Source organism: Bacillus sp. GW823-FHT06A11 (genome assembly GCF_058795355.1).
Genome location: NZ_JBXAHS010000010.1, coordinates 66,667 through 88,135 on the forward strand (window position 1 = coordinate 66,667; position 21,469 = coordinate 88,135).

The 21,469-nt window shown below is 37.3% G+C and carries 20 protein-coding genes and 12 tRNA genes; 30 read left to right on the forward strand and 2 right to left on the reverse strand.

Annotation, left to right across the window (positions count from 1 at the left end):
* The 11 genes from AC1Q8L_RS28045 to uvsE all read left to right on the forward strand — a co-directional run.
* The coding region (locus AC1Q8L_RS28045; protein ID WP_002177690.1) for a DUF3948 family protein at positions 1-72 on the forward strand (72 nt) is incomplete at its 5' end.
* Between the two features lie 43 nt (positions 73-115).
* On the forward strand, positions 116-226 hold the full coding sequence (locus AC1Q8L_RS28050; RefSeq protein ID WP_001083691.1) for a DUF3948 family protein: 111 nt from the start codon (positions 116-118) through the stop codon (positions 224-226).
* 419 nt (positions 227-645) lie between these two features.
* On the forward strand, positions 646-1,764 hold the full coding sequence (gene hppD, locus AC1Q8L_RS28055) for a 4-hydroxyphenylpyruvate dioxygenase (protein WP_000810920.1): 1,119 nt from the start codon (positions 646-648) through the stop codon (positions 1,762-1,764).
* 66 nt (positions 1,765-1,830) lie between these two features.
* Positions 1,831-2,787 carry a fumarylacetoacetate hydrolase family protein gene (locus tag AC1Q8L_RS28060; protein ID WP_000673994.1) on the forward strand — a complete coding sequence of 319 codons (957 nt, stop codon included), beginning with the start codon at positions 1,831-1,833 and terminating at the stop codon, positions 2,785-2,787.
* Positions 2,753-3,925, forward strand: a complete 1,173-nt coding sequence (locus AC1Q8L_RS28065) for a homogentisate 1,2-dioxygenase (protein WP_014481934.1) — start codon at positions 2,753-2,755, stop codon at positions 3,923-3,925. The genes AC1Q8L_RS28060 and AC1Q8L_RS28065 overlap by 35 nt, the downstream gene beginning before the upstream one ends.
* 232 nt (positions 3,926-4,157) lie before the next feature.
* Positions 4,158-5,573 (forward strand): branched-chain amino acid transporter BcaP, encoded by a 1,416-nt coding sequence (gene bcaP / locus AC1Q8L_RS28070; RefSeq protein WP_000809361.1) that lies wholly within the window; start codon positions 4,158-4,160, stop codon positions 5,571-5,573.
* Between the two features lie 107 nt (positions 5,574-5,680).
* On the forward strand, positions 5,681-6,952 hold the full coding sequence (locus tag AC1Q8L_RS28075; RefSeq protein WP_000799720.1) for an MDR family MFS transporter: 1,272 nt from the start codon (positions 5,681-5,683) through the stop codon (positions 6,950-6,952).
* 243 nt (positions 6,953-7,195) lie between these two features.
* Positions 7,196-8,281 carry a D-alanine--D-alanine ligase gene (locus AC1Q8L_RS28080; RefSeq protein ID WP_000161433.1) on the forward strand — a complete coding sequence of 362 codons (1,086 nt, stop codon included), beginning with the start codon at positions 7,196-7,198 and terminating at the stop codon, positions 8,279-8,281.
* 63 nt (positions 8,282-8,344) lie between these two features.
* The gene (murF, locus tag AC1Q8L_RS28085) at positions 8,345-9,721 is read left to right on the forward strand and encodes a UDP-N-acetylmuramoyl-tripeptide--D-alanyl-D-alanine ligase (protein ID WP_000595969.1); all 1,377 of its coding nucleotides are present in this window, start codon (positions 8,345-8,347) and stop codon (positions 9,719-9,721) included.
* Between the two features lie 305 nt (positions 9,722-10,026).
* Positions 10,027-11,616: a degradosome RNA helicase CshA gene (gene cshA / locus AC1Q8L_RS28090; protein WP_000206602.1), complete on the forward strand. Its 1,590-nt coding sequence runs from the start codon at positions 10,027-10,029 to the stop codon at positions 11,614-11,616.
* Positions 11,617-11,709: 93 nt separating this feature from the next.
* Positions 11,710-12,672: a UV DNA damage repair endonuclease UvsE gene (gene uvsE, locus AC1Q8L_RS28095; RefSeq protein WP_492339541.1), complete on the forward strand. Its 963-nt coding sequence runs from the start codon at positions 11,710-11,712 to the stop codon at positions 12,670-12,672.
* On the opposite strand, the gene AC1Q8L_RS28100 is transcribed toward uvsE, so the two are convergent.
* On the reverse strand, positions 12,665-13,237 hold the full coding sequence (locus tag AC1Q8L_RS28100; RefSeq protein WP_000908525.1) for a rhomboid family intramembrane serine protease: 573 nt from the start codon (positions 13,235-13,237) through the stop codon (positions 12,665-12,667). The genes uvsE and AC1Q8L_RS28100 overlap by 8 nt on opposite strands.
* A 93-nt stretch (positions 13,238-13,330) precedes the next feature.
* Between AC1Q8L_RS28100 and acpS the strand changes: the two genes are divergently transcribed.
* The 6 genes from acpS to AC1Q8L_RS28130 all read left to right on the forward strand — a co-directional run bounded on the left by acpS (position 13,331) and on the right by AC1Q8L_RS28130 (position 19,271).
* Positions 13,331-13,690, forward strand: coding sequence for a holo-ACP synthase (gene acpS / locus AC1Q8L_RS28105; protein WP_492339542.1), 360 nt, complete (start codon positions 13,331-13,333; stop codon positions 13,688-13,690).
* 93 nt (positions 13,691-13,783) lie between these two features.
* The gene (locus tag AC1Q8L_RS28110; protein WP_000830133.1) at positions 13,784-14,797 is read left to right on the forward strand and encodes a LolA family protein; all 1,014 of its coding nucleotides are present in this window, start codon (positions 13,784-13,786) and stop codon (positions 14,795-14,797) included.
* 117 nt (positions 14,798-14,914) lie between these two features.
* Positions 14,915-16,084 (forward strand): alanine racemase, encoded by a 1,170-nt coding sequence (alr, locus tag AC1Q8L_RS28115; protein ID WP_000390593.1) that lies wholly within the window; start codon positions 14,915-14,917, stop codon positions 16,082-16,084.
* A gap of 308 nt (positions 16,085-16,392) precedes the next feature.
* Complete coding sequence (locus tag AC1Q8L_RS28120; RefSeq protein WP_000004570.1) at positions 16,393-16,680, forward strand: antitoxin EndoAI; 288 nt, start codon at positions 16,393-16,395, stop codon at positions 16,678-16,680.
* 4 nt (positions 16,681-16,684) lie between these two features.
* Positions 16,685-17,035 (forward strand): type II toxin-antitoxin system endoribonuclease NdoA, encoded by a 351-nt coding sequence (gene ndoA / locus AC1Q8L_RS28125; protein ID WP_000635965.1) that lies wholly within the window; start codon positions 16,685-16,687, stop codon positions 17,033-17,035.
* A gap of 67 nt (positions 17,036-17,102) precedes the next feature.
* Complete coding sequence (locus tag AC1Q8L_RS28130) at positions 17,103-19,271, forward strand: Tex family protein (RefSeq protein ID WP_000426207.1); 2,169 nt, start codon at positions 17,103-17,105, stop codon at positions 19,269-19,271.
* 57 nt (positions 19,272-19,328) lie between these two features.
* Here AC1Q8L_RS28130 and cmpA read toward each other — a convergent pair whose 3' ends face one another.
* Positions 19,329-19,445, reverse strand: coding sequence for a cortex morphogenetic protein CmpA (cmpA, locus tag AC1Q8L_RS28135; protein WP_001143640.1), 117 nt, complete (start codon positions 19,443-19,445; stop codon positions 19,329-19,331).
* Between the two features lie 195 nt (positions 19,446-19,640).
* On the opposite strand from cmpA, the gene AC1Q8L_RS28140 reads away from it, so the two are divergent.
* The 13 genes from AC1Q8L_RS28140 to AC1Q8L_RS28200 all read left to right on the forward strand — a co-directional run bounded on the left by AC1Q8L_RS28140 (position 19,641) and on the right by AC1Q8L_RS28200 (position 21,391).
* Entirely contained in the window at positions 19,641-20,099 is a 459-nt protein-coding gene (locus AC1Q8L_RS28140; RefSeq protein WP_000503730.1) for a SprT family protein, read from the forward strand.
* Between the two features lie 113 nt (positions 20,100-20,212).
* Positions 20,213-20,287 (forward strand) — tRNA-Asn (locus AC1Q8L_RS28145).
* A 3-nt stretch (positions 20,288-20,290) separates the two neighbouring features.
* Positions 20,291-20,381, forward strand: a tRNA-Ser gene (locus tag AC1Q8L_RS28150).
* Between the two features lie 8 nt (positions 20,382-20,389).
* A tRNA-Glu gene (locus AC1Q8L_RS28155) sits at positions 20,390-20,464 on the forward strand.
* Between the two features lie 4 nt (positions 20,465-20,468).
* A tRNA-Val gene (locus AC1Q8L_RS28160) sits at positions 20,469-20,544 on the forward strand.
* 26 nt (positions 20,545-20,570) lie between these two features.
* Positions 20,571-20,647 (forward strand) — tRNA-Met (locus AC1Q8L_RS28165).
* A gap of 3 nt (positions 20,648-20,650) precedes the next feature.
* Positions 20,651-20,726 (forward strand) — tRNA-Asp (locus AC1Q8L_RS28170).
* Positions 20,727-20,812: 86 nt separating this feature from the next.
* Positions 20,813-20,887, forward strand: a tRNA-Gln gene (locus tag AC1Q8L_RS28175).
* Positions 20,888-20,892: 5 nt separating this feature from the next.
* Positions 20,893-20,965: transfer RNA gene (locus tag AC1Q8L_RS28180), tRNA-Lys, on the forward strand.
* A 17-nt stretch (positions 20,966-20,982) separates the two neighbouring features.
* A tRNA-Leu gene (locus AC1Q8L_RS28185) sits at positions 20,983-21,065 on the forward strand.
* Between the two features lie 96 nt (positions 21,066-21,161).
* Positions 21,162-21,238, forward strand: a tRNA-Arg gene (locus AC1Q8L_RS28190).
* A 4-nt stretch (positions 21,239-21,242) separates the two neighbouring features.
* Positions 21,243-21,319, forward strand: a tRNA-Pro gene (locus AC1Q8L_RS28195).
* A gap of 1 nt (position 21,320) precedes the next feature.
* Positions 21,321-21,391: transfer RNA gene (locus AC1Q8L_RS28200), tRNA-Gly, on the forward strand.
* Positions 21,392-21,469 lie beyond the last annotated feature (78 nt).

The following is a 21,469-nucleotide window of genomic DNA, read 5'->3' on the forward strand; positions in this document are numbered from 1 at the left end:
TTCGTAGGATCAGCAAGTGGAGCAGTAGTATTAACAGCATTAATCGTATTTCTATCAAGCGTATTAGTATAATAGAAGTTTTAAATCAAACAAAAATGGAAGGAGAATGAGGGATATGAACAGTGAACAAGTGTTTCAAGTAACAAAAACAGATTTATTAGGATCCTTAGGTGGAGCGGTAATATTAACATCATTTATTCTATTCCTTGCAAGTGTATTAGTATGATATATATAAATACAATTATTCAAAAAAAATAAAGACTCTAACGTATTAGTAAGTATTTAATATGTTGGAGTCTTTTTTATTTTCTTCTTATATCCCTTCAAGTATTAAAGTTACCTCATTATTTAGCATTCATGAATAATTAGATGCTGCGGTTGCAACTTGATTCAATGAATAATCAAAAATCCACTGAGTAAAACCCCGATTGATGAGGGCTGATTAAAGTTTCACTTTATTTCAAAGAGAAAAAAGTCGAATTTTATATGTAAGAAAAAAAGAGGAATTTGACAGAAAAGATAGAAAATTTTAAAGGTCAGAATTTGTTAGCTTGCTAACTAATTTCTATTTATTTATGTTGGAAGCGTTTTCGGTTGGTTTTAAGTATGGACCATTTAATCTATTTACAGGGGGATGAAGATATTATGAAACAAAAATCTATGGATACGCTAGCTGCACAAATGGAGGACTTTTTTCCAGTACGTGATGTAGATCATTTGGAATTTTACGTAGGGAATGCAAAACAATCGAGTTATTATCTTGCGAGAGCATTCGGATTCAAAATTGTGGCTTACTCTGGATTAGAAACTGGAAACCGTGAAAAGGTATCTTATGTTCTTGTGCAAAAAAATATGCGTTTCGTTGTGTCTGGAGCTTTAAGTAGTGAAAATCGTATTGCAGAGTTTGTAAAGACTCATGGTGATGGCGTGAAGGATGTGGCACTACTTGTTGATGATGTTGATAAAGCATACTCAGAAGCAGTGAAACGTGGTGCCGTCGCAATTGCTCCACCAGAGGAATTAACAGATGAGGACGGTACATTGAAAAAAGCAGTTATTGGTACGTATGGTGATACAATTCATACGCTTGTAGAGCGTAAAAATTATAAAGGGGCATTTATGCCAGGATTCCAAAAGGTAGAGTTTAATATTCCATTTGAAGAGTCTGGCTTAATTGCTGTCGATCATGTAGTTGGTAATGTTGAAAAAATGGAAGAGTGGGTTAGTTATTACGAGAATGTCATGGGCTTTAAACAAATGATTCATTTTGATGATGATGATATTAGTACAGAGTATTCGGCTTTAATGTCGAAAGTTATGACAAATGGAAGCCGTATTAAGTTTCCTATTAACGAACCAGCAGACGGAAAGAGAAAGTCACAAATTCAAGAGTATCTAGAATTCTATAATGGAGCTGGTGTACAGCATCTTGCTTTATTAACAAGTGATATTGTTAAAACGGTTGAAGCGCTTCGTGCAAATGGGGTGGAGTTTTTAGATACACCTGATACTTATTATGATGAGTTAACTGCACGAGTTGGAAAAATCGATGAAGAAATTGATAAATTAAAAGAATTAAAGATCTTAGTAGATCGTGATGATGAAGGTTACTTACTACAAATCTTTACGAAACCAATTGTAGATCGCCCGACTTTATTTATTGAAATCATTCAACGTAAAGGTTCTCGTGGATTTGGTGAAGGAAACTTTAAAGCGTTATTCGAATCAATTGAAAGAGAACAAGAGCGTCGCGGAAACTTATAAGATTTATATCCACCAGCAAAAGTCCCTTTGCTGGTGGAAATTTCATTTTTATAAGGAGGAATCAGGATGAAATTTGTTACATTTCGTCTTCCTTCAAAAGAAATACGGGCTGGATGGCTTGAAGGTGACAAAGTAATAGATATGAATCTTGCTAGTGAAGGGAAAATCCCTTCTTCTATGATGGCTTTTTTAGAGAAAGCTGATGAGTATGTAGAAGTAGTACGGAATATTAAGAATCCAAATAAGGGTATATATGCTTTAGAAGAAGTACAATTGACAGCTGCTCTTCCTAATCCGAGTAGTATTCGAGATTTTTACGCATTTGAACAACATGTAAAAACAGCTCGTGGACGAAGAGGACTAGATGTTGTGCCTGAATGGTACGATATTCCGGTTTTTTATTTTACTAATCATCGTGCTGTAATTGGTTCCGGTGATTTTGTAATTGGTCCGAAAAAGTCTAAAAAGCTTGATTATGAGCTGGAGATTGCTTGCGTCATAGGAAAAGAAGGGCGAAATATTTCTCGTGAGCAAGCAGAGGAATATATTTTTGGTTATTGTATTATGAACGACTGGAGTGCGAGAGACTTACAAGCAACAGAAATGAAAGTAGGTCTCGGTCCGGCGAAAGGAAAGGACTTTGCAACTTCGTTAGGAGCACATCTTGTTACGAAAGAGGAATTAGATGTTTATCGTAATGGTGATCGATATGATTTAGAAATGACTGCTCATGTAAACGGAAAACTATTATCAAAGGGAAACTACCAAGATATTTACTATACATTTGCTGAAATGATTGAACGTGCTTCAGAGGACGTTACGTTATATCCAGGAGATGTGATTGGTTCTGGGACAGTAGGAACAGGATGTATTTTAGAACTTGGTACAGAAGAGTGGCTACAAGATGGAGATGTTGTAGAGCTGTCGATTACTGGTTTAGGTACACTACGTAATACGATTAAAAAAGAAAAGGAAGCGGGTGATGGGCATGTTTTATCGTCACATGGGAGAACTACCTCATAAACGACATGTACAATTTCGTAAAAAAGATGGATCGCTTTATCGTGAACAGGTAATGGGAACAAAAGGTTTTTCTGGTACGCAGTCTATTTTGTATCATCACTATATGCCAACAGAAGTAGGTCATTCTGCATTATCGCATTCTTGTCAGTTGCAGTATGAAGAGGATGTTGCTCTTTCTCATCGCCACTTCCGAACGAAAGAAAATAAAAAAAGTGGTGATGCAATAAGTGGACGAAATTTCATACTTGGAAATGAAGATTTGTTAATTGGAGTAGTGAGCCCAACAGAAAAAATGGATTATTTCTATCGTAATGGTGATGGCGACGAAATGTTATTTGTTCATTATGGAACAGGGAAAATTGAAACGATGTTTGGAACGATTCACTATAGAAAAGGCGACTATGTAACGATCCCAATTGGAACAATTTATCGTGTTATTCCAGATGAAGGAGAGACTAAGTTTCTCGTTGTAGAGGCGAATAGCCAAATTACAACGCCGCGTCGTTATCGAAATGAATATGGACAATTGTTAGAGCATAGTCCGTTTTGTGAAAGAGATCTTCGTGGTCCAGAAAAATTAGAGACCTATGATGAAAAAGGTGAGTTTGTCGTAATGACAAAGTCAAGAGGCTATATGCATAAACATGTTTTAGGACACCACCCGTTAGATGTTGTTGGATGGGATGGCTATTTATATCCGTGGGTATTTAATGTAGAGGATTTTGAACCAATTACAGGGCGCATTCATCAGCCACCGCCAGTACATCAAACATTTGAAGGGCATAATTTTGTTATTTGCTCTTTCGTACCACGTTTATACGATTATCATCCAGAGTCAATTCCGGCACCATATTATCATAGTAATGTTAATAGTGATGAAGTTCTTTACTATGTAGAAGGAAACTTTATGAGTCGCAAAGGTGTGGAAGAAGGTTCTATTACACTTCATCCGAGCGGGATTCCCCATGGGCCGCATCCGGGGAAAACAGAGGCAAGTATAGGGAAGAAAGAGACACTTGAATTAGCTGTTATGATAGACACATTCCGTCCGCTTCGTATTGTAAAACAAGCACATGAAACAGAAGATGAAAAGTATATGTATAGCTGGATTGAACAAGGTTCATATACTGTGAAATAAGTAAAAAAAGTCATGCTCTTAATAAGGGAGCATGCCTTTTTTGTGGAATCGACATGTATAATAATACCAAAAAGAGTTGTCGAAAGATATATAGAAAGAATGATAAGGGTAGTGCATATTCAGAAGAATTTCTACTTGTTTCGACAAAAGTATTGACTAGGAAAAGCGTAATGAGTAAAATAAAAAGCGAATTAAAAATTTTCAGAAAATTTAAAACTTGGAGGAGTGAAAGATGAAGCAAATTTTTCAAAAGAAGCCAATTGCAAAGTTAATGCAAGAAAGTAAGCAAAAAACGTTAGCAAGAACATTGGGCGCGCTAGATTTAACTATGCTTGGAATCGGAGCAATTGTTGGAACTGGTATTTTTGTTCTAACGGGTGTTGTGGCAGCGAAACATTCTGGGCCAGCTATTATATTATCATTTGCGATTGCCGCGCTAGCTTGTGCCTTTGCTGCATTTTGTTATGCTGAATTTGCTTCTTCAGTTCCTGTCTCGGGCAGTGTGTATACGTATACATACGCGACGATGGGGGAAGTATTCGCATTTTTAATTGGCTGGGACTTAATGCTTGAATATTTACTTGCTACATCTGCTGTAGCAAACGGTTGGTCTGCATATTTTCAATCTTTATTAAAGGGGTTTGGAATCCACATTCCGACTATTCTCTCCTCGGCTCCTGGTACAGGAAAGGGTGGAATAATTGATCTACCTGCAGTTCTAATTATTTTAGTGATGACAGTTCTTTTATCTAGAGGTGTTCGTGAAAGTGCACGAGTAAATAACATTATGGTATTTATTAAAATAGCAGTTGTTCTTATTTTTATTTTTGCTGGTTTTAATTATGTGAAACCTGAAAACTGGACGCCTTTTATGCCATTTGGTTTAGATGGTGTAATGGCTGGAGCGGCCACAGTATTCTTTGCATTTATAGGATTTGATGCAGTTTCAACAGCGGCAGAAGAAGTGAAACGTCCGCAACGTGATTTACCAATTGGTATTATTGCATCGTTATTAATTTGTACAGTTCTTTATATCGTTGTTTCGCTTATTTTGACAGGAATTGTTCCATACGGCCAGCTAAATATATCAGATCCAGTTGCTTTTGCACTGCAATTTATTGGACAAGATGGCTTAGCGGGGGTAATTTCAGTAGGAGCAATTACAGGGATTACAACAGTAATGCTAGTTATGATGTATGGGCAAGTTCGTGTTTCTTATGCGATGAGCCGAGATGGTTTATTACCGAAGCGTCTTGCTAAAGTTCATCCGAAATTTAAAACGCCATTTTTAAATACATGGACAACGGGAATTATTGCGGCACTGATTTCAGGATTAATAGATTTAAATGTTTTAGCACATCTTGTAAACATGGGGACATTGTCAGCATTTGCACTCGTAGCTGTTGCGGTAATTGTAATGAGAAGAACCCATCCAGACTTACCAAGGGCATTTAAGGCTCCGCTTGTACCATTTTTACCAGCGTTAACAGTGATTTTCTGTTTATACTTAATGCTTCAATTATCGGGGACAGCATGGATTAGTTTTGGGATATGGATGGTTATTGGTATAGCGGTTTACTTCTTATATAGCCGAAAACATAGTGCTTTAAATAATAGTAAAAAAGAAGAAGATGTTGCGAATTTATAAGCGAAAAAAATCCATTCTAATTCTGTTAGAATGGATTTTTATTTGAAAATTTACATTTTTATGAATTTATTATAAGATAATTGTTGGCTAACTAAAGGAGTGAAATGATGAAAAATACGTGGCGTGAGTTAAGGGAGATGGACCGTAACGTATGGATTCGATTTATTGGAGAGACGTTAAATGGAATTGCAATGATGATGTTAATGCCTTTTTTTGCATTATATTTAAAAGATAAGGTAGATTCGTTGTTGGAAGTTGGGGTTATTATGGCGCTTTCTCCAATTGCTGCGAGCTTTGGTTCACTTATAGGAGGGAGAATTGCTGACATATATGGAAGAAAGCCGATTATGATATTTTCTATGGCAAGTAATGCATTATTAATGCTCGGTTTTCTATTTATAGAAGGATTTATTCCATATGCAATTTTATCTATTTTTTTAGGATTGAGTAATTCTTTATTTCATCCAGCTGCATCAGCTATGGTCGCAGATGTAACGGCACCAGAAAAAAGAACAGAGGCATATGGTTTATTACGAATGGGACACAATATAGGTGCTGCGATTGGTCCGATAATGGGAGCATCAGTAGTTGTGTTGTCAAAGAATCTTGTGTTTATTATTGCCTCTTCTACAATGCTATTTTATGCGTTACTTGTATTGCTTCTTATTCAAGAGACGATGCCAAAGAGGACAGATAAGGAAGAACATAAAGAAAAGGAATCTGGGGCAGTTTGGAAAATTGTCATGCGAGATAAGGCATTAATGATTTACTTATTAGCAGGTATTATCATTTCGATGGGGTTTTCTCAAACAGAAGGCATGTTGCCACTACATTTTGATAACGAAATGAAGCGTATTTTTGGAGCGAATAATCCATATCCATATTTAATGGCGTTAAACGGACTATTAGTTGTTTTATTCCAATTTCAAATTTCAAAATGGGCTACGGATAAACCAGTCGGGAAGACGATGTTATATGGTGCATGTTTGTTCGGGATTGGATTGTTTTTTATAGGGTGGTTACCGAAGTGGTTTGGAGAGTTTAATACAAATGCTACAGTTATTTTAATAACACTACTGTTCGTTTATGCTATATATACGTTAGGTGAGATGATTATGTCGCCTGTACAGATGACATTTGTAGCAAACTTGGCCCCTGAGCATTTGAGAGGGACTTATATGGGCGCTGCAAGTTTGCAGTGGATTACAGGAAGCGCATTTGGTCCACTTTTGGGAGGTTTTTTATTAGATCGATTACTTGGCCACTTGCTATTTACAATTTTAGCTGTAGGATGTGTAGTTGCAGGTATTGTATATATTTCTTTAGATCGCCTTGTTGAGCAAAGGCAAAAAGATACACTAACCAAGCAATCTTCTTAGTAAATAGGTGACATACACAAAAAAGGGGATTTCTACATATTTTAGGTACATAACTAGATAGGATTACCATTTCATTTTAAAATTCACCTTTGTATAGTAGTGGAATAGAAAAAGTGTAGAAAACCAATAAGTAGTGTCATTTAATTATTTGTGGAAGTTACATTTTATTTCAAATAGGAACTACCTATTTTTATAAAAAGTGCTAAAATAGAAAAATGAAAACAATTGGTTAGGGTGATTTCAGTGACAAAAATTAAATTAGGTTTATTATATGGTGGAAAATCAGCTGAGCATCAAGTTTCGTTACAGACGGCTCTTGCTGCTATTAAAGCGTTAAATCAAGATAAATTCGAGATTCATCCAATTTATATTACAGAACAAGGTCAATGGGTACGTGGTGAGCGTATTGAAGGTGAAGTAACAGATGTTGAAGCTTTAAAAATGAGTAGTGCAGAAAATGCGATTTCTCCGTTATCATTAAGTACAGAGATTATTCCATCTGCAGCTTCTGAGGAAAACGCTATTGACGTTATTTTCCCATTACTACATGGACCAAACGGTGAAGATGGAACGGTTCAAGGATTATTAGAATTGATGAATATTCCTTATGTAGGAAATGGTGTTCTAGCATCATCTGCTGGTATGGATAAAGTTGTTATGAAAAACATCTTTGCAGAGGCTGGTTTAAAACAAGCAAAATATGCGTCTTTCATTCGCAGTGCATGGGAAAAAGATCGCCAGGAAGCTTATTCTAAAGTAGAAGATAAGTTAGGATATCCTTGTTTCGTAAAACCAGCAAACCTTGGTTCAAGTGTTGGTATTAATAAGTGTAAAAATCGTGAAGAACTTGAGAATGCATTTGTAGAGGCATTCCAATTTGATCGCAAAATTATTGTAGAAGAAAATATTGTAGGTCGTGAAGTAGAAGTTGGGGTACTAGGTAATGATGAGCCGAAATGTTCAGTTGTAGGTGAAATCGTTCCGAAAAAGGACTTCTATGATTATAAGTCGAAATATATCGATGGTGATACGGCGTTAATTATTCCAGCTGAAATGACAGAAGAAGAATCTGATGTGATTAAGCGTGATGCAATTATTGCGTTCCAATCATTAGATGGTGCAGGCTTAACGCGAGCTGATTTCTTCTTAACGAAAGACGGAGAAGTGTATATTAACGAAGTAAACACTATGCCAGGATTTACACCGTTTAGTATGTTCCCTCTATTATGGCAACATACTGGGTTACCGTATCCAGAGTTAATCGAAGAGTTAATTCGTTTAGCGATTGAACGTCACGAAGAAAAACAAAAAATTAAATATACAATCTAACAAAAAAAGGAGGAAGCACTATTCGTAGGAATAGTGCTTCCTCTATGTAAGGAGCGTTTCTATATGATAAAGCGAATGTTAAAGCAAGTAGAACAGATGGTAAATGGTACTGGATTAGCAGAGCAATATGAGGGAACTATCATTCAAGGCGTGTCTATTGATACGAGAAAAATTGAAAAAGGAAACTTATATGTTCCGATTCAAGGGGAGCGTTTCGATGGACATGCTTTTGTAGATAAAGCAGTTGAAAATGGAGCTGTAGCTACATTGTGGATGAAAGATGTAGCAAATCCACCCGAGAATCTTCCGGTTATTTTTGTAGAAGATACGCTATCTGCACTGCAAATGTTAGCGAAAAACTATCGCGATCAATTGGATGTTAAAGTTGTTGGTGTGACAGGTAGTAACGGTAAAACATCCACGAAAGATATTGTGACAAGTATTCTCGCGACTAAGTTCAAAGTTCAAAAAACAGAAGGAAATTTCAATAACCATATTGGGTTACCTCTCACTATTTTAAACTTAGAAGAAAATACAGAAGTAGCTGTATTAGAAATGGGTATGTCAAGCCGAGGAGAGATTGAATTTTTATCTAAGTTAGCTCGTCCTAATGCAGCTATCATTACGAATATTGGTGAAGCACATTTAATGGATTTAGGATCTCGTGAGGCCATTGCTGAAGCGAAATTAGAAATTGTTACAGGGTTACAAGAAGGTGGCGTGTTCGTATATAATGGAGATGAGCCGTTATTAACGAATCGTGTTCCTGAAATGAATTTAGCAGCGGAAACAGTTACGTTTGGTGATGCAAGAGCCAACGATTACTATCCAACAACTGTAACATTACAGGCAACTGGGACACATTTTAAAATGAATAGAGATGAAAATATTTCATTCTACCTACCGGTGTTAGGGAAACATAATGTGTACAATACACTTGCTTCAATGGCAATTGCGACACATTTTGGTGTGACGTGGGAAGAAATGAAACAAGGTTTAGTAACACTTCAAATGACGGGCATGCGTATGGAGATTGTAAAAACAGATAGTGGATTAACAATTATCAACGATGCTTATAATGCAAGTCCGACGGCTATGGAGGCAGCATTCCATTTAATGAATGGTTTAGATGGGTTTACTAAAAAAATCGTTGTGCTTGGTGATATGTTAGAACTTGGAAATCAAGAAGTGCAGTTCCATTATGAGGTAGGTAAATTAATCGATCCAGCAAAAATCTCACATGTATTCACATACGGTAGATTAGGAGCTCAAATTGCTGAAGGAGCAAAAATTAATTTCCCTAATGAACGTGTAAAGGCGTATGATAATAAAGAAGAGTTAGTAAGAGATTTACAAGCAGTAGTCGATGCGAAAGATGTTGTATTAATAAAAGCATCTCGCGGTATGAAATTAGAAGAAGTAATTACGATGTTGAAATAATTGGTGTATATAAATAGGGATGATAGTCACGAAAATAGAAGAAACTTATAATAAGCGCTTACAGTAAATGATAAAAAAATAAAAGTAAAGAAAAAGGCCCTGAATATAAAATAAGGTAACAGTTGGGTTTGCTTTTTACACATACAAAACTTATAATTGATAAAGTGTAATAACGTTTAGAAGTATTTTCGTGAAGAATATACGCCCGGTTATATACGTGAGCATTCAGGAAAAGGGCTTTTCCGCAAATTCGGAAAACGCCTTTTTTTAAATGATAAGTATAGGATAGAAAAGGAGAAGTAACATTGACAACATTTCGAGAATTAGGATTAAGTGAGTCTTTACTGCAATCGGTTGAAAGTATGGGCTTTGAAGAGGCTACGCCGATTCAAGCTGAAACAATTCCACATGCATTGCAAGGTAAGGATATTATTGGGCAAGCGCAAACAGGTACAGGGAAAACAGCAGCATTCGGATTACCACTATTAGATAAAGTGGATACAAATAAAGAAGCAGTTCAAGGTATTGTTATCGCGCCAACGCGTGAATTAGCAATTCAAGTTGGAGAAGAGCTATACAAAATTGGTAAACATAAACGTGTTCGTATTCTACCAATTTATGGTGGTCAAGATATTAACCGCCAAATTCGTGCTCTAAAAAAACACCCACACATTATTGTTGGTACGCCGGGTCGTATTTTAGATCATATTAACCGTAAAACACTTCGCTTACAAAACGTAGAGACTGTTGTTCTTGATGAAGCGGATGAAATGTTAAACATGGGCTTCATTGAAGATATTGAAGCGATTTTAACAGATGTGCCAGAAACACATCAAACATTATTATTCTCAGCGACAATGCCAGATCCAATCCGTCGTATTGCTGAGCGTTTCATGACTGAGCCTCAACACATTAAAGTAAAAGCAAAAGAAGTAACAATGCCAAACATTCAGCAGTTCTATTTAGAAGTGCAAGAAAAGAAAAAGTTTGACGTGTTAACACGCTTACTAGATATTCAATCTCCAGAGCTTGCGATCGTATTCGGTCGTACAAAGCGTCGTGTTGATGAATTATCAGAAGCATTAAACTTACGTGGTTATGCAGCAGAAGGTATTCATGGTGACTTAACACAGGCGAAACGTATGTCTGTATTACGTAAATTTAAAGAAGGTGCTATTGAAGTTCTTGTTGCAACAGACGTTGCTGCACGTGGTCTTGATATTTCAGGCGTAACACACGTATACAACTTCGATATCCCACAAGATCCAGAATCATACGTTCACCGTATCGGTCGTACTGGCCGTGCAGGTAAAAAAGGTATTGCAATGTTATTTGTAACACCACGTGAATCAGGACAATTAAAAAATATCGAGCGTACAACAAAGCGTAAAGTTGATCGTATGGAAGCACCGACACTTGATGAGGCATTAGAAGGTCAACAACGTTTAATCGCTGAAAAACTTCAAAGCACAATCCAAAATGAGAACTTATCATACTACAAGCGTATTGCAGAAGAAATGTTAGAAGAGAATGACTCTGTAACAGTAGTAGCTGCTGCTTTAAAAATGATGACTAAAGAGCCGGATACAACTCCGATCGCTTTAACATCAGAACCACCAGTTGTTTCAAGAGGTGGCGGTTCTAAAAAACGTGGCGGTAACGGAGGCGGATACCGTGATGGTAACCGTAATCGTAGTCGTGACGGACGTGGCGGTGGCGATGGTCGTAACCGTGATGGACGTAATCGTGACGGAAACCGTGATCGCAATCGTGATGGAAACCGTGATCGTAATCGTGATGGTGGCAGTCGTGGTCGTAGAGGTGAAGGTCAAGGTCGCCCAGGATCTTCAAATGGACGCGGCGAAAGAAAACATCATAGCCGTCCACAAGCTTAATAAAAAAGAGAATGCCCTTTGTTGGCATTCTCTTTTTTTATTTCTGTAATTGTGCATACTACATAGTAGTTATGATAGAAAAGGGGCTGTTATATGCTTGTAAGGCTTGGTTACGTTGCGATGAGTGTGCATTTGAAGAATGCATCCCCATCTCAAATGATGACGTACGCACAGTTTCAGAAAATAGATAATCGTGATGCTGCAATTCGTAAACTTGAAAGAATTGCTAATTCCAATTTGGAAAATTGTTTACGTTTATTAAAGCATAATAAGGGACATGACATATCTTTCTTTCGGCTTAGTTCTAAGCTCATTCCTTTAGCGAATCATGAGGAATTGCTAGAGTGGAACTATATTCGTCCTTTAAAAGAAAAATTGAAAGAATTAGGTGAATATGCTATTCATATGAATATGCGAATTGATTTCCATCCAGATCATTTTGTTGTACTAAATTCACCTGAGGAGAGTGTTTTTAAACAATCTGTAAAGACATTGCAGATGCACAAAAAATTATTAAAAGGCATGGGGATTGAACATAAGCAACGATGTGTACTACATGTTGGAGGAGGGTATAAAGATAAAGAACTTGCATTAGAGCGTTTTATAGAGAATTGGTCTAATGTCCCAAGGGGTATTCAAGAAATGATTATATTAGAAAATGATGATACAACTTTTACGTTAGAGGAAACATTATATTTAGGAGAAAAATTAGATATTCCCGTCGTGTTTGATTTGCATCACCATATGATGAATAATGAGCAAGAAGATTGGTATGAAGATTGGGCACGTGTTGTTCATACGTGGGAAACATCTTTGTTACCGGTTAAAATGCATATCTCTAGCCCTAGAGAGGGAAAAGATCCAAGAGCTCATGCAGATTATATTAATGTAGACGCATTTTTATCTTTTTTAAGAAGGATAAAGGGAAGTGTTCCGCAAATTGATTGTATGATTGAGGCGAAGATGAAGGATGAGTCTTTATTTCAATTAATGAGGGATTTAAGCGAACAGGTAGATGTAGAAATTATCGATGGTGCAAGCTTTTATATTAAATAAGCTTTGCACCATCGTTTTTTTTTGTTAAAAAAGGAGTTAAAATGCCGCCGGTTATTAAACCTGTTAAATGACTGATCGGATTGGCGGAAGGATTAAAGAAAGTAAATAGCAGTAATAGAAGTATCATAATTGAGAAAATGGCAATTTCTTTTGGTTTTGAAGAGCGGTATCGATTGTACAATAAAAATAATTGTGCGCCTAATAGTCCGAAAATACCACCTGATGCACCTGCGTGAATATATTCAGGAGGCATAATAATATAAGAAGAAATATTTCCGGAAATTCCAGAAAGAAAAAATAGAATAAAAAAAGAAAAGTGTCCGAGTTGCTTTTCGATAGAAGAACCAAGTGCAAACAAAAAAATACTATTAGAAAGAAAATGTTGTAAGTCTACGTGTACCAGAAGGGAAGTTATGACACGCCACCATTCTCCTTTAGCGATATATTCATTAGAGGCTGCCAGTGGGAAGAGGAAAAAGTCGCCTAATATCATCATGACTAAGTGAATAAAAAGTAAGGTGAGAATAGTCGGTTGTAAAGAAATTTGAGTAGATCTTATTAGCATACGGTTACTATCACCCCTTTTGCATCAGAAAGATTCTCTGTTATTCTTATCAATATGAAAGAAGAAAGTTAAATAGAAGAAGGGGATTTTGAAATGATTATAGGGATTGGAATCGATATTATTGAATTAAATCGTATTGAAAAAATGCTAGATGGAAAGCTTAAATTTATGGAACGTATTTTAACAGAAAATGAACGTAATGTTGCTATGGAGCTGAAAGGAAGTCGTCTTACAGAGTTTGTAGCTGGAAGGTTTGCAGCGAAAGAGGCGTATTCAAAAGCTGTAGGTACTGGTATCGGGAAAGAAGTGAGCTTTTTAGATATTGAAGTGAAAAATGATGAAAAAGGTAAGCCGATTCTGATTACAAGTGCAGAGTGTGTTGTTCATTTATCAATTAGTCATAGTAAGGAATTTGCTGTTGCTCAAGTTGTTTTAGAAAGCTCGTCACGCTAGTCTGCATATTTTATATCTTTGTCTCATATATTTGAGGTAGCGATAAGGAAGGTACATCTTCCATTCATTTATAGGGGCAAAGGGGCTGAAGTGATGAAAAGGCGTCTGTTTTTAGTTCTTGTCGGTTTGTTGACCGTTTTTGTGTTGGCGGGTTGTGTGGAAAAGAAACAAGATGATGTCGTGAGAGATTTAGAGGCAAAAGTAAAAGGGATGAAAAGTTATCAAGCTGAAGCGAAATTATCTATTAAAACAGGAAATGAGCCTCAGGAGTATAATGTAGAGATTTGGCATAAGGAACCGTCTTTTTATCGTGTGAATTTAAAGAATGCAAAAAAAGATCAGAGCCAAATCATTTTAAGAAATGAAGAAGGTGTATTTGTATTAACGCCAGCACTTAATAAGAGCTTCCGTTTTCAAAGTGATTGGCCGCAAAATAGCAGCCAGGCTTATTTATATGAATCACTTGTAAGAGATATTTTGCAGGATAAGAAAAACCTTACTTTCGAGAAAACAGATAAGTATTATATTTTTAAAACAAAAACAAACTATCAACATCAAAATATGTTGCCGAAACAAGAGATTACGCTGAAGAAGAGCGATTTGACTCCAGTTTCAGTGAAGTTAATGGATAATGATCAAAATGTTCTTGTAAAAGTAGATTTCTCTAAGGTGAAATTCGATGCGAAATTTGATAAAGGTGCATTTGATACGAAACAAAATATGTCTAGAGCGCAGGTAGATGTTCAAACAACAGCGAAAGAAGACAAACCGTTTGCTATTTTGTATCCACTTGATACACCGCAAGGTATGACTCTGCAAGATGAAAAAGAGTTGAAGACAGACAGTGGCAAGCGTGCGATACTCACATACACTGGAAATAAGAAATCCTTTACTTTAATACAAGAAAAGGCAAAAGTTGCAGAGGCTTCATCAGCGGTAAGTGTAAGTGGAGAACCAGTTGATCTTGGGTTTACGATTGGTGCATTGACGAAAGACTCTGTAACGTGGTCGCATAACGGAGTAGAATATATGCTCGTGTCTAAAGGTTTAGAGCCGAAGGAGCTACTAATGGTTGCTCGTTCAGTTACAGCGAAGCAGGTGAAGTAGACTTCTTAGACGTGGTGATATATGTGCACCACGTCTTTTCTTAGTTTGAAGGTGGATTTTATAAAAGAAGCATATAAAAGAATAAGCTTCGCATATCGTGTATAAGGAAGTGTATTTATGGAAGAAGCACCATTTTACCGTGACACTTGGGTGGAAGTGGATTTAGATGCCATTTATAACAACGTTACACATATTAAAGAGTTCATCCCAAGTGATGTAGAGATTTTTGCTGTAGTTAAAGCAAACGCGTATGGGCACGATTATGTACCGGTGGCTAAAACGGCATTAGAAGCGGGTGCAACAAGGTTAGCAGTTGCTTTTTTAGATGAAGCTTTAGTGCTTCGGAGGGCTGGTATTACTGTGCCGATTTTAGTGTTAGGTCCCTCGCCGCCGCGTGATGTAAATGTAGCTGCTGAAAATGATGTAGCGCTAACTGTTTTTCAAAAAGAATGGGTGGACGAAGCAATTAAACTTTGGGATGGTTCATCTGTAATGAAATTCCATATTAACTTTGATAGTGGTATGGGGAGAATTGGAATACGTGAAAGAAAAGAACTGAAAGCATTTTTAAAGAGTTTAGAAGGTGCACCGTTTTTAGAGTTAGAAGGAGTATACACGCATTTTGCAACGGCAGATGAGGTTGAGACTTCGTATTTTGATAAGCAATATAATACGTTCTTAGAGCAGTTAAGTTGGTTGAAAGAATTCGGAGTGGATCCTAAGTTTGTCCATACAGCTAATAGTGCTGCCACGTTACGTTTTCAAGGGATTACATTTAATGCAGTGCGAATTGGGATTGCAATGTATGGATTATCTCCTTCTGTAGAAATACGTCCTTTTTTACCATTTGAATTAGAACCGGCGCTATCACTGCATACGAAAGTAGCTCATATTAAACAGGTGATTAAAGGTGATGGAATTAGTTATAACGTCACTTATCGAACGAAAACTGAAGAATGGATCGCGACTGTAGCGATTGGTTATGCAGATGGATGGCTTAGAAGATTACAAGGATTTGAAGTGCTTATAAATGGTAAAAGGGTACCGATTGTAGGGCGAGTAACAATGGATCAGTTCATGATTCATCTTCCTTGTGAAGTGCCGCTTGGTACGAAAGTTACGCTTATTGGAAGGCAGGGAGATGAGTATATTAGCGCTACAGAGGTTGCGGAATATTCAGGGACTATTAATTATGAAATTATTGCAACGATCAGTTTCCGTGTACCAAGAATATTTATACGGAATGGTAAGGTTGTAGAGATAATTAATTACTTGAACAATATATAGAAGGTAGCATGATTGCTTCTTGTCATTAGAGTGACTGTTCATTGCTGGATAATAAGCTCTTTTTGATGAGAAGCTTTTTACTTATAATCATTTTTTATATAAGTTACACGTAAGTTTTGAAGAGGAGTTCTATTGTTTTTAGTTAGTTATGAGATAAAAAATTTAAGAAGATGAATGTTTTGTTTATGAATTGGAAAACATAAGCAAGGAATAAGGAAGTCTTTGCAACAGGCTCCATACAATGGTATTATTACAATAGGTGTCATATATATATTTGGGTGTGTAGTTGACGGTGGAGGTGTATTTTTGTGTCCGAATCAAGTGTAACTACTGAAATCGTGGTTCGGTTGCCAAAGCAAATGGTAACGGAATTGGACGGAATTGGAAAACAAGAGAATAAGAATCGCCATGAACTAATTTGCCAGGCAACACAATTGTTATTGCGTCAACATAAGACGAAGAAACGCTACCAACATGAATCAATGCGACGTGGGTATATTGAAATGGGAAAAATTAATCTTGGTATTGCATCTGAAGCTTTCTTAGCGGAGTATGAAGCAGCTCATACAGTAGAACGCTTAGTTAGCGGGGGGTAATATTTTGATTGTAAAACGCGGCGACGTGTATTTTGCAGACCTTTCCCCAGTTGTTGGTTCTGAGCAAGGAGGCGTTCGTCCGGTTCTTGTCATTCAAAATGACATCGGAAATCGTTTTAGTCCAACGGTGATTGTAGCGGCTATTACTGCACAGATTCAAAAAGCAAAATTACCCACTCATGTGGAAATTGATGCGAAAAAGTATGGTTTTGAGAGAGATTCTGTTATTTTACTTGAGCAGATTCGAACAATCGATAAGCAACGCTTAACGGACAAAATCACTCATTTAGATGAAGTGATGATGAGTCGTGTAGATGAAGCGTTACAAATTAGTTTAGGACTAATAGATTTTTAAATCGGCAGTTTAAGTTGCTCTCTTTGAAGGGCAACTTTTTTTATTATAGAGGAGGTTACGGTTGTATATGGAAATGGTAGATAATCGACAAGCGTTAATGAAAATGTTAGTGAAAGAATTAGGCTTTAGCGAAAAGCAAGTTCGTCATGTTATTCAATTAACAGAAGAAGGTAACACAGTTCCATTTATTGCTCGTTACCGAAAAGAATGGACAGGCTCTTTAGATGAGGTGCAAATTCGTGCGATTTTAGAGAGATGGCAATATATGATGCAACTTGAAGATAGGAAGGAAGAAGTTATTCGTCTTATTGATGAGAAGGGAAAACTGACAGGAGAGCTGAGACAGCAAATTGTTAAAGCTACAAAGTTGCAGGAAGTAGAAGATTTATATCGTCCATATAAAGAGAAAAGAAGAACGAAAGCAACGATTGCAAAAGAAAAAGGGTTAGAACCGTTAGCTGAATGGTTGTTGTTATATAAGAAAGAAGATCCGGCTAAAAAGGCAGTGGAATTTATTAATGCAGAGAAAGAAGTGCAATCTGCAGAAGAAGCTTTACAAGGTGCACAAGACATTATTGCAGAAATGATTTCAGATGAAGCTACGTATCGTAGTTGGATTCGAAATATTACTTTTAGAAAAGGTATTATGTCTTCGTCTGTAAAAGGTGAAGAAAAAGATGAAAAGAATATATATGAAATGTATTACAGTTATGAAGAACCATTGCAAAAAGTAGTACCACATCGTGTATTAGCAATGAATCGCGGTGAGAAAGAAGATATATTGAGAGTTTCTGTTGTCCCACCAGTAGATGAGATATTAAATTTCTTATATAAGAAAGTAATTCGTGATAACGATTCTAAAAGTGCGCATTATGTACAATTAGCGATTGAAGATGGTTATAAACGATTAATTCAATCTTCAATTGAAAGAGAAATTCGTAAAGAATTAACAGAAACAGCTGAAGAACAAGCGATACATATTTTCTCTGAGAACTTACGTAACTTATTATTACAACCTCCGATGAAAGGGAAAGTCGTGCTAGCAGTAGACCCGGCATATAGAACTGGTTGTAAATTATCTGTAGTAGATGATACGGGGAAAGTACTACATATTGATGTTATTTATCCGCATCCGCCTGTTCGTAAATATGATGACGCAAAAACGAAAGTTCTTTCTATTATAGATAAATATCAAGTTGAAATGATTGCAATTGGTAATGGGACAGCATCTAGAGAAACAGAGGAATTTATAGTAGATGTATTACAAAGTGTGAAACAGGAAGTCTTTTATATTATTGTAAATGAAGCGGGTGCTAGTGTATATTCAGCTTCTGATTTAGCTCGTGAAGAATTCCCGAATTTACAGGTTGAAGAGAGAAGTGCCGTTTCTATTGGAAGACGTCTGCAAGATCCACTGGCTGAACTTGTGAAAATTGATCCTAAATCAGTTGGGGTTGGACAATACCAACATGATGTATCTCAAAAGAGATTGAATGAGTCATTAACATTTGTAGTAGAGACAGCTGTTAACCAAGTTGGGGTTAATGTAAATACGGCTTCGGTTGCATTGTTACAATATGTTTCAGGTTTATCGAAAACTGTTGCGAAAAATATTGTGGCAAAGAGAGAAGAGGATGGGAAATTCACAAAGCGCACGGAATTAAAGAAAATCCCACGTTTAGGTGCAAAGACGTACGAACAATGTATAGGTTTCTTGCGTATATTAGAAGGAGCGAATCCATTAGATCGAACAGGTATTCATCCCGAACAATATAAAAATGTTGAATTGTTATTGAAGAGTTTAGGGTTATCGATAGATGACGTAGGACAACCGCAATTACAAAAGAGATTGGAAGAAGTAGAGATTTCTAAGTTGTCTCAAGAAACGGGGGTTGGGGAGCCGACGTTAGTTGATATTATAGATGCGCTCATTAGCCCAGAACGAGATATGAGGGATGAGTTGCCTAAACCACTTCTGAAAAAAGGGATTTTGAAATTAGAAGATTTAAAACGTGGTATGGAACTAGAAGGAACAGTGCGTAACGTTGTTGATTTTGGTGCTTTTGTTGATGTAGGCGTAAAGCAAGATGGTTTAGTGCATATTTCTAAGCTTAGTAAACAGTTTGTAAAGCATCCGTTAGATGTTGTATCAGTAGGACAAATTGTAAAAGTATGGGTAGATGATATTGATACAAAAAAAGGACGCGTTGCACTATCTATGTTGCCGATTGAATAGTAAGAGAAGAGAGCAGATGAAACTGCTCTTTTTTTATAGAATAAAAAGTGTAATGGATTATGAGTTTTGATGTATTTTGCTATAATAAAACCAGCATTCATTTAGCAATTTAATTTGATACCGGTTTTTTTCGAAATATGCACGTTGCATCTGTTTTTTTAGCCACGTAGGCATAGGAATCCCTCCTTGTTTAATCCTACTCTCAAAAATCTAAAGTGCTATTGATGAGAGGTTGGTGAGTGGATTTCTATTCATGTTGTGTTTTTAGAAACCACGCGTCTTGAATGAGGATGGGTATATGTACTATTTAATATATGTATAAGAAGCGTGAAAAGTGTAAAAATATTTTTTTGTTTAGGAGGAATGAGAATGGGCGAGGGAGAAATTCAACGGCTAGTGGAAGAAGTATCGCTACAATACTTCGGAATGCCGTTTTTACATAAAGCAACGTTCAATAGTAGGCTGCGTACAACTGGTGGGCGTTATTTGTTGAAGAGTCACAATGTTGAACTGAATTATCGATATTACGAAATGTATGGTAAGGAGGAGTTAATCGGAATCATCAAACATGAACTGTGTCATTATCACTTGCATATTACAGGAAGAGGGTATAAGCACAGGGACAGAGATTTTCGTGAGTTGTTAAAGAAAGTTGATGCACCTCGTTTTTGTAAACGAATGATTAATGAAGAGAAGGAAAAAAAGATTTATAAGTATGAATGTATGGAGTGTTTACTTCAATATGTAAGAAGGCGTCAAATAAATACAAAAAGATATGTCTGCGGAAAGTGTAAAGGGAAACTCAAACCGATATCGAAAACATCTTGACAGTAAAAACGCAATCCAGTATATTATAAACATGTCACGTTTGAACAAGATGTTGTTAAAAACTTCTTGACTTACAGAAAGAATTTTTATAAGATACAAATTGTCTTCATTATTCCGCAGTAGCTCAGTGGTAGAGCTATCGGCTGTTAACCGATCGGTCGTAGGTTCGAGTCCTACCTGCGGAGCCATACAGAGAAGTACCCAAGTGGCTCAAGGGGCTCCCCTGCTAAGGGAGTAGATCGCTAACGCGGTGCGAGGGTTCGAATCCCTTCTTCTCTGCCATACATATTGGCCCGTTGGTCAAGTGGTTAAGACACCGCCCTTTCACGGCGGTAACACGGGTTCGAATCCCGTACGGGTCACCACTTCGGAGGATTAGCTCAGCTGGGAGAGCACCTGCCTTACAAGCAGGGGGTCGGCGGTTCGATCCCGTCATCCTCCACCATATGAATTTTATATGAATAGTATTATCGCGGGGTGGAGCAGTACGGTAGCTCGTCGGGCTCATAACCCGAAGGTCGCAGGTTCAAATCCTGTCCCCGCAACCAAATGGTCCCGTGGTGTAGTGGTTAACATGCCTGCCTGTCACGCAGGAGATCGCCGGTTCGACCCCGGTCGGGACCGCCATTTTAACTTCTGCTAATTGGCAGTTGTTTTTTATTGGACATTATGGTACAATAACATTTGTCTTTGAAAATAAGATATTTTTTCGATGGGCTATAGCCAAGCGGTAAGGCAACGGACTTTGACTCCGTCATGCGCTGGTTCGAATCCAGCTAGCCCAGCCATTTACGAGCCATTAGCTCAGTTGGTAGAGCATCTGACTTTTAATCAGAGGGTCGAAGGTTCGAATCCTTCATGGCTCACTTTTTGTTTTTTCCGCGCGGTCGTGGCGGAACGGCAGACGCGCTAGGTTGAGGGCCTAGTGGGGGAAACCCCGTGGAGGTTCAAGTCCTCTCGGCCGCATCAAAAAAATCTTAAAAAAGTACTTGCATTTGAAAATGTAGTATGATAAGATAATTGAGTCGCCAAAATACAACGACGAAAAAACATCATGAATAAGCGCCCGTAGCTCAATTGGATAGAGCGTTTGACTACGGATCAAGAGGTTAGGGGTTCGACTCCTCTCGGGCGCGCCAATTACGGGAAGTGGCTCAGCTTGGTAGAGCACCTGGTTTGGGACCAGGGGGTCGCAGGTTCAAATCCTGTCTTCCCGACCACGCGGGTGTAGTTTAGTGGTAAAACAAGAGCCTTCCAAGCTCTGGTCGAGAGTTCGATTCTCTTCACCCGCTTTTAGTTCTTTGAAAACTGAACGAAACAAACAACGTGAAACGTCAATTTTTATTTTTAGATGCTAGACAAACTAACTT

Coding starts and splice junctions, on each gene's coding strand:
- hppD (WP_000810920.1), top strand. CDS start 646: ATGAAACAAAAATCTATGGATACGCTAGCTGCACAAATGGAGGACTTT.
- AC1Q8L_RS28060 (WP_000673994.1), top strand. CDS start 1,831: ATGAAATTTGTTACATTTCGTCTTCCTTCAAAAGAAATACGGGCTGGA.
- AC1Q8L_RS28050 (WP_001083691.1), top strand. CDS start 116: ATGAACAGTGAACAAGTGTTTCAAGTAACAAAAACAGATTTATTAGGA.
- bcaP (WP_000809361.1), top strand. CDS start 4,158: ATGAAGCAAATTTTTCAAAAGAAGCCAATTGCAAAGTTAATGCAAGAA.
- AC1Q8L_RS28110 (WP_000830133.1), top strand. CDS start 13,784: ATGAAAAGGCGTCTGTTTTTAGTTCTTGTCGGTTTGTTGACCGTTTTT.
- cmpA (WP_001143640.1), bottom strand. CDS start 19,445: ATGCCTACGTGGCTAAAAAAACAGATGCAACGTGCATATTTCGAAAAA.
- uvsE (WP_492339541.1), top strand. CDS start 11,710: ATGCTTGTAAGGCTTGGTTACGTTGCGATGAGTGTGCATTTGAAGAAT.
- AC1Q8L_RS28100 (WP_000908525.1), bottom strand. CDS start 13,237: ATGCTAATAAGATCTACTCAAATTTCTTTACAACCGACTATTCTCACC.
- AC1Q8L_RS28065 (WP_014481934.1), top strand. CDS start 2,753: ATGTTTTATCGTCACATGGGAGAACTACCTCATAAACGACATGTACAA.
- AC1Q8L_RS28075 (WP_000799720.1), top strand. CDS start 5,681: ATGAAAAATACGTGGCGTGAGTTAAGGGAGATGGACCGTAACGTATGG.
- AC1Q8L_RS28130 (WP_000426207.1), top strand. CDS start 17,103: ATGGAAATGGTAGATAATCGACAAGCGTTAATGAAAATGTTAGTGAAA.
- murF (WP_000595969.1), top strand. CDS start 8,345: ATGATAAAGCGAATGTTAAAGCAAGTAGAACAGATGGTAAATGGTACT.
- acpS (WP_492339542.1), top strand. CDS start 13,331: ATGATTATAGGGATTGGAATCGATATTATTGAATTAAATCGTATTGAA.
- alr (WP_000390593.1), top strand. CDS start 14,915: ATGGAAGAAGCACCATTTTACCGTGACACTTGGGTGGAAGTGGATTTA.
- AC1Q8L_RS28140 (WP_000503730.1), top strand. CDS start 19,641: ATGGGCGAGGGAGAAATTCAACGGCTAGTGGAAGAAGTATCGCTACAA.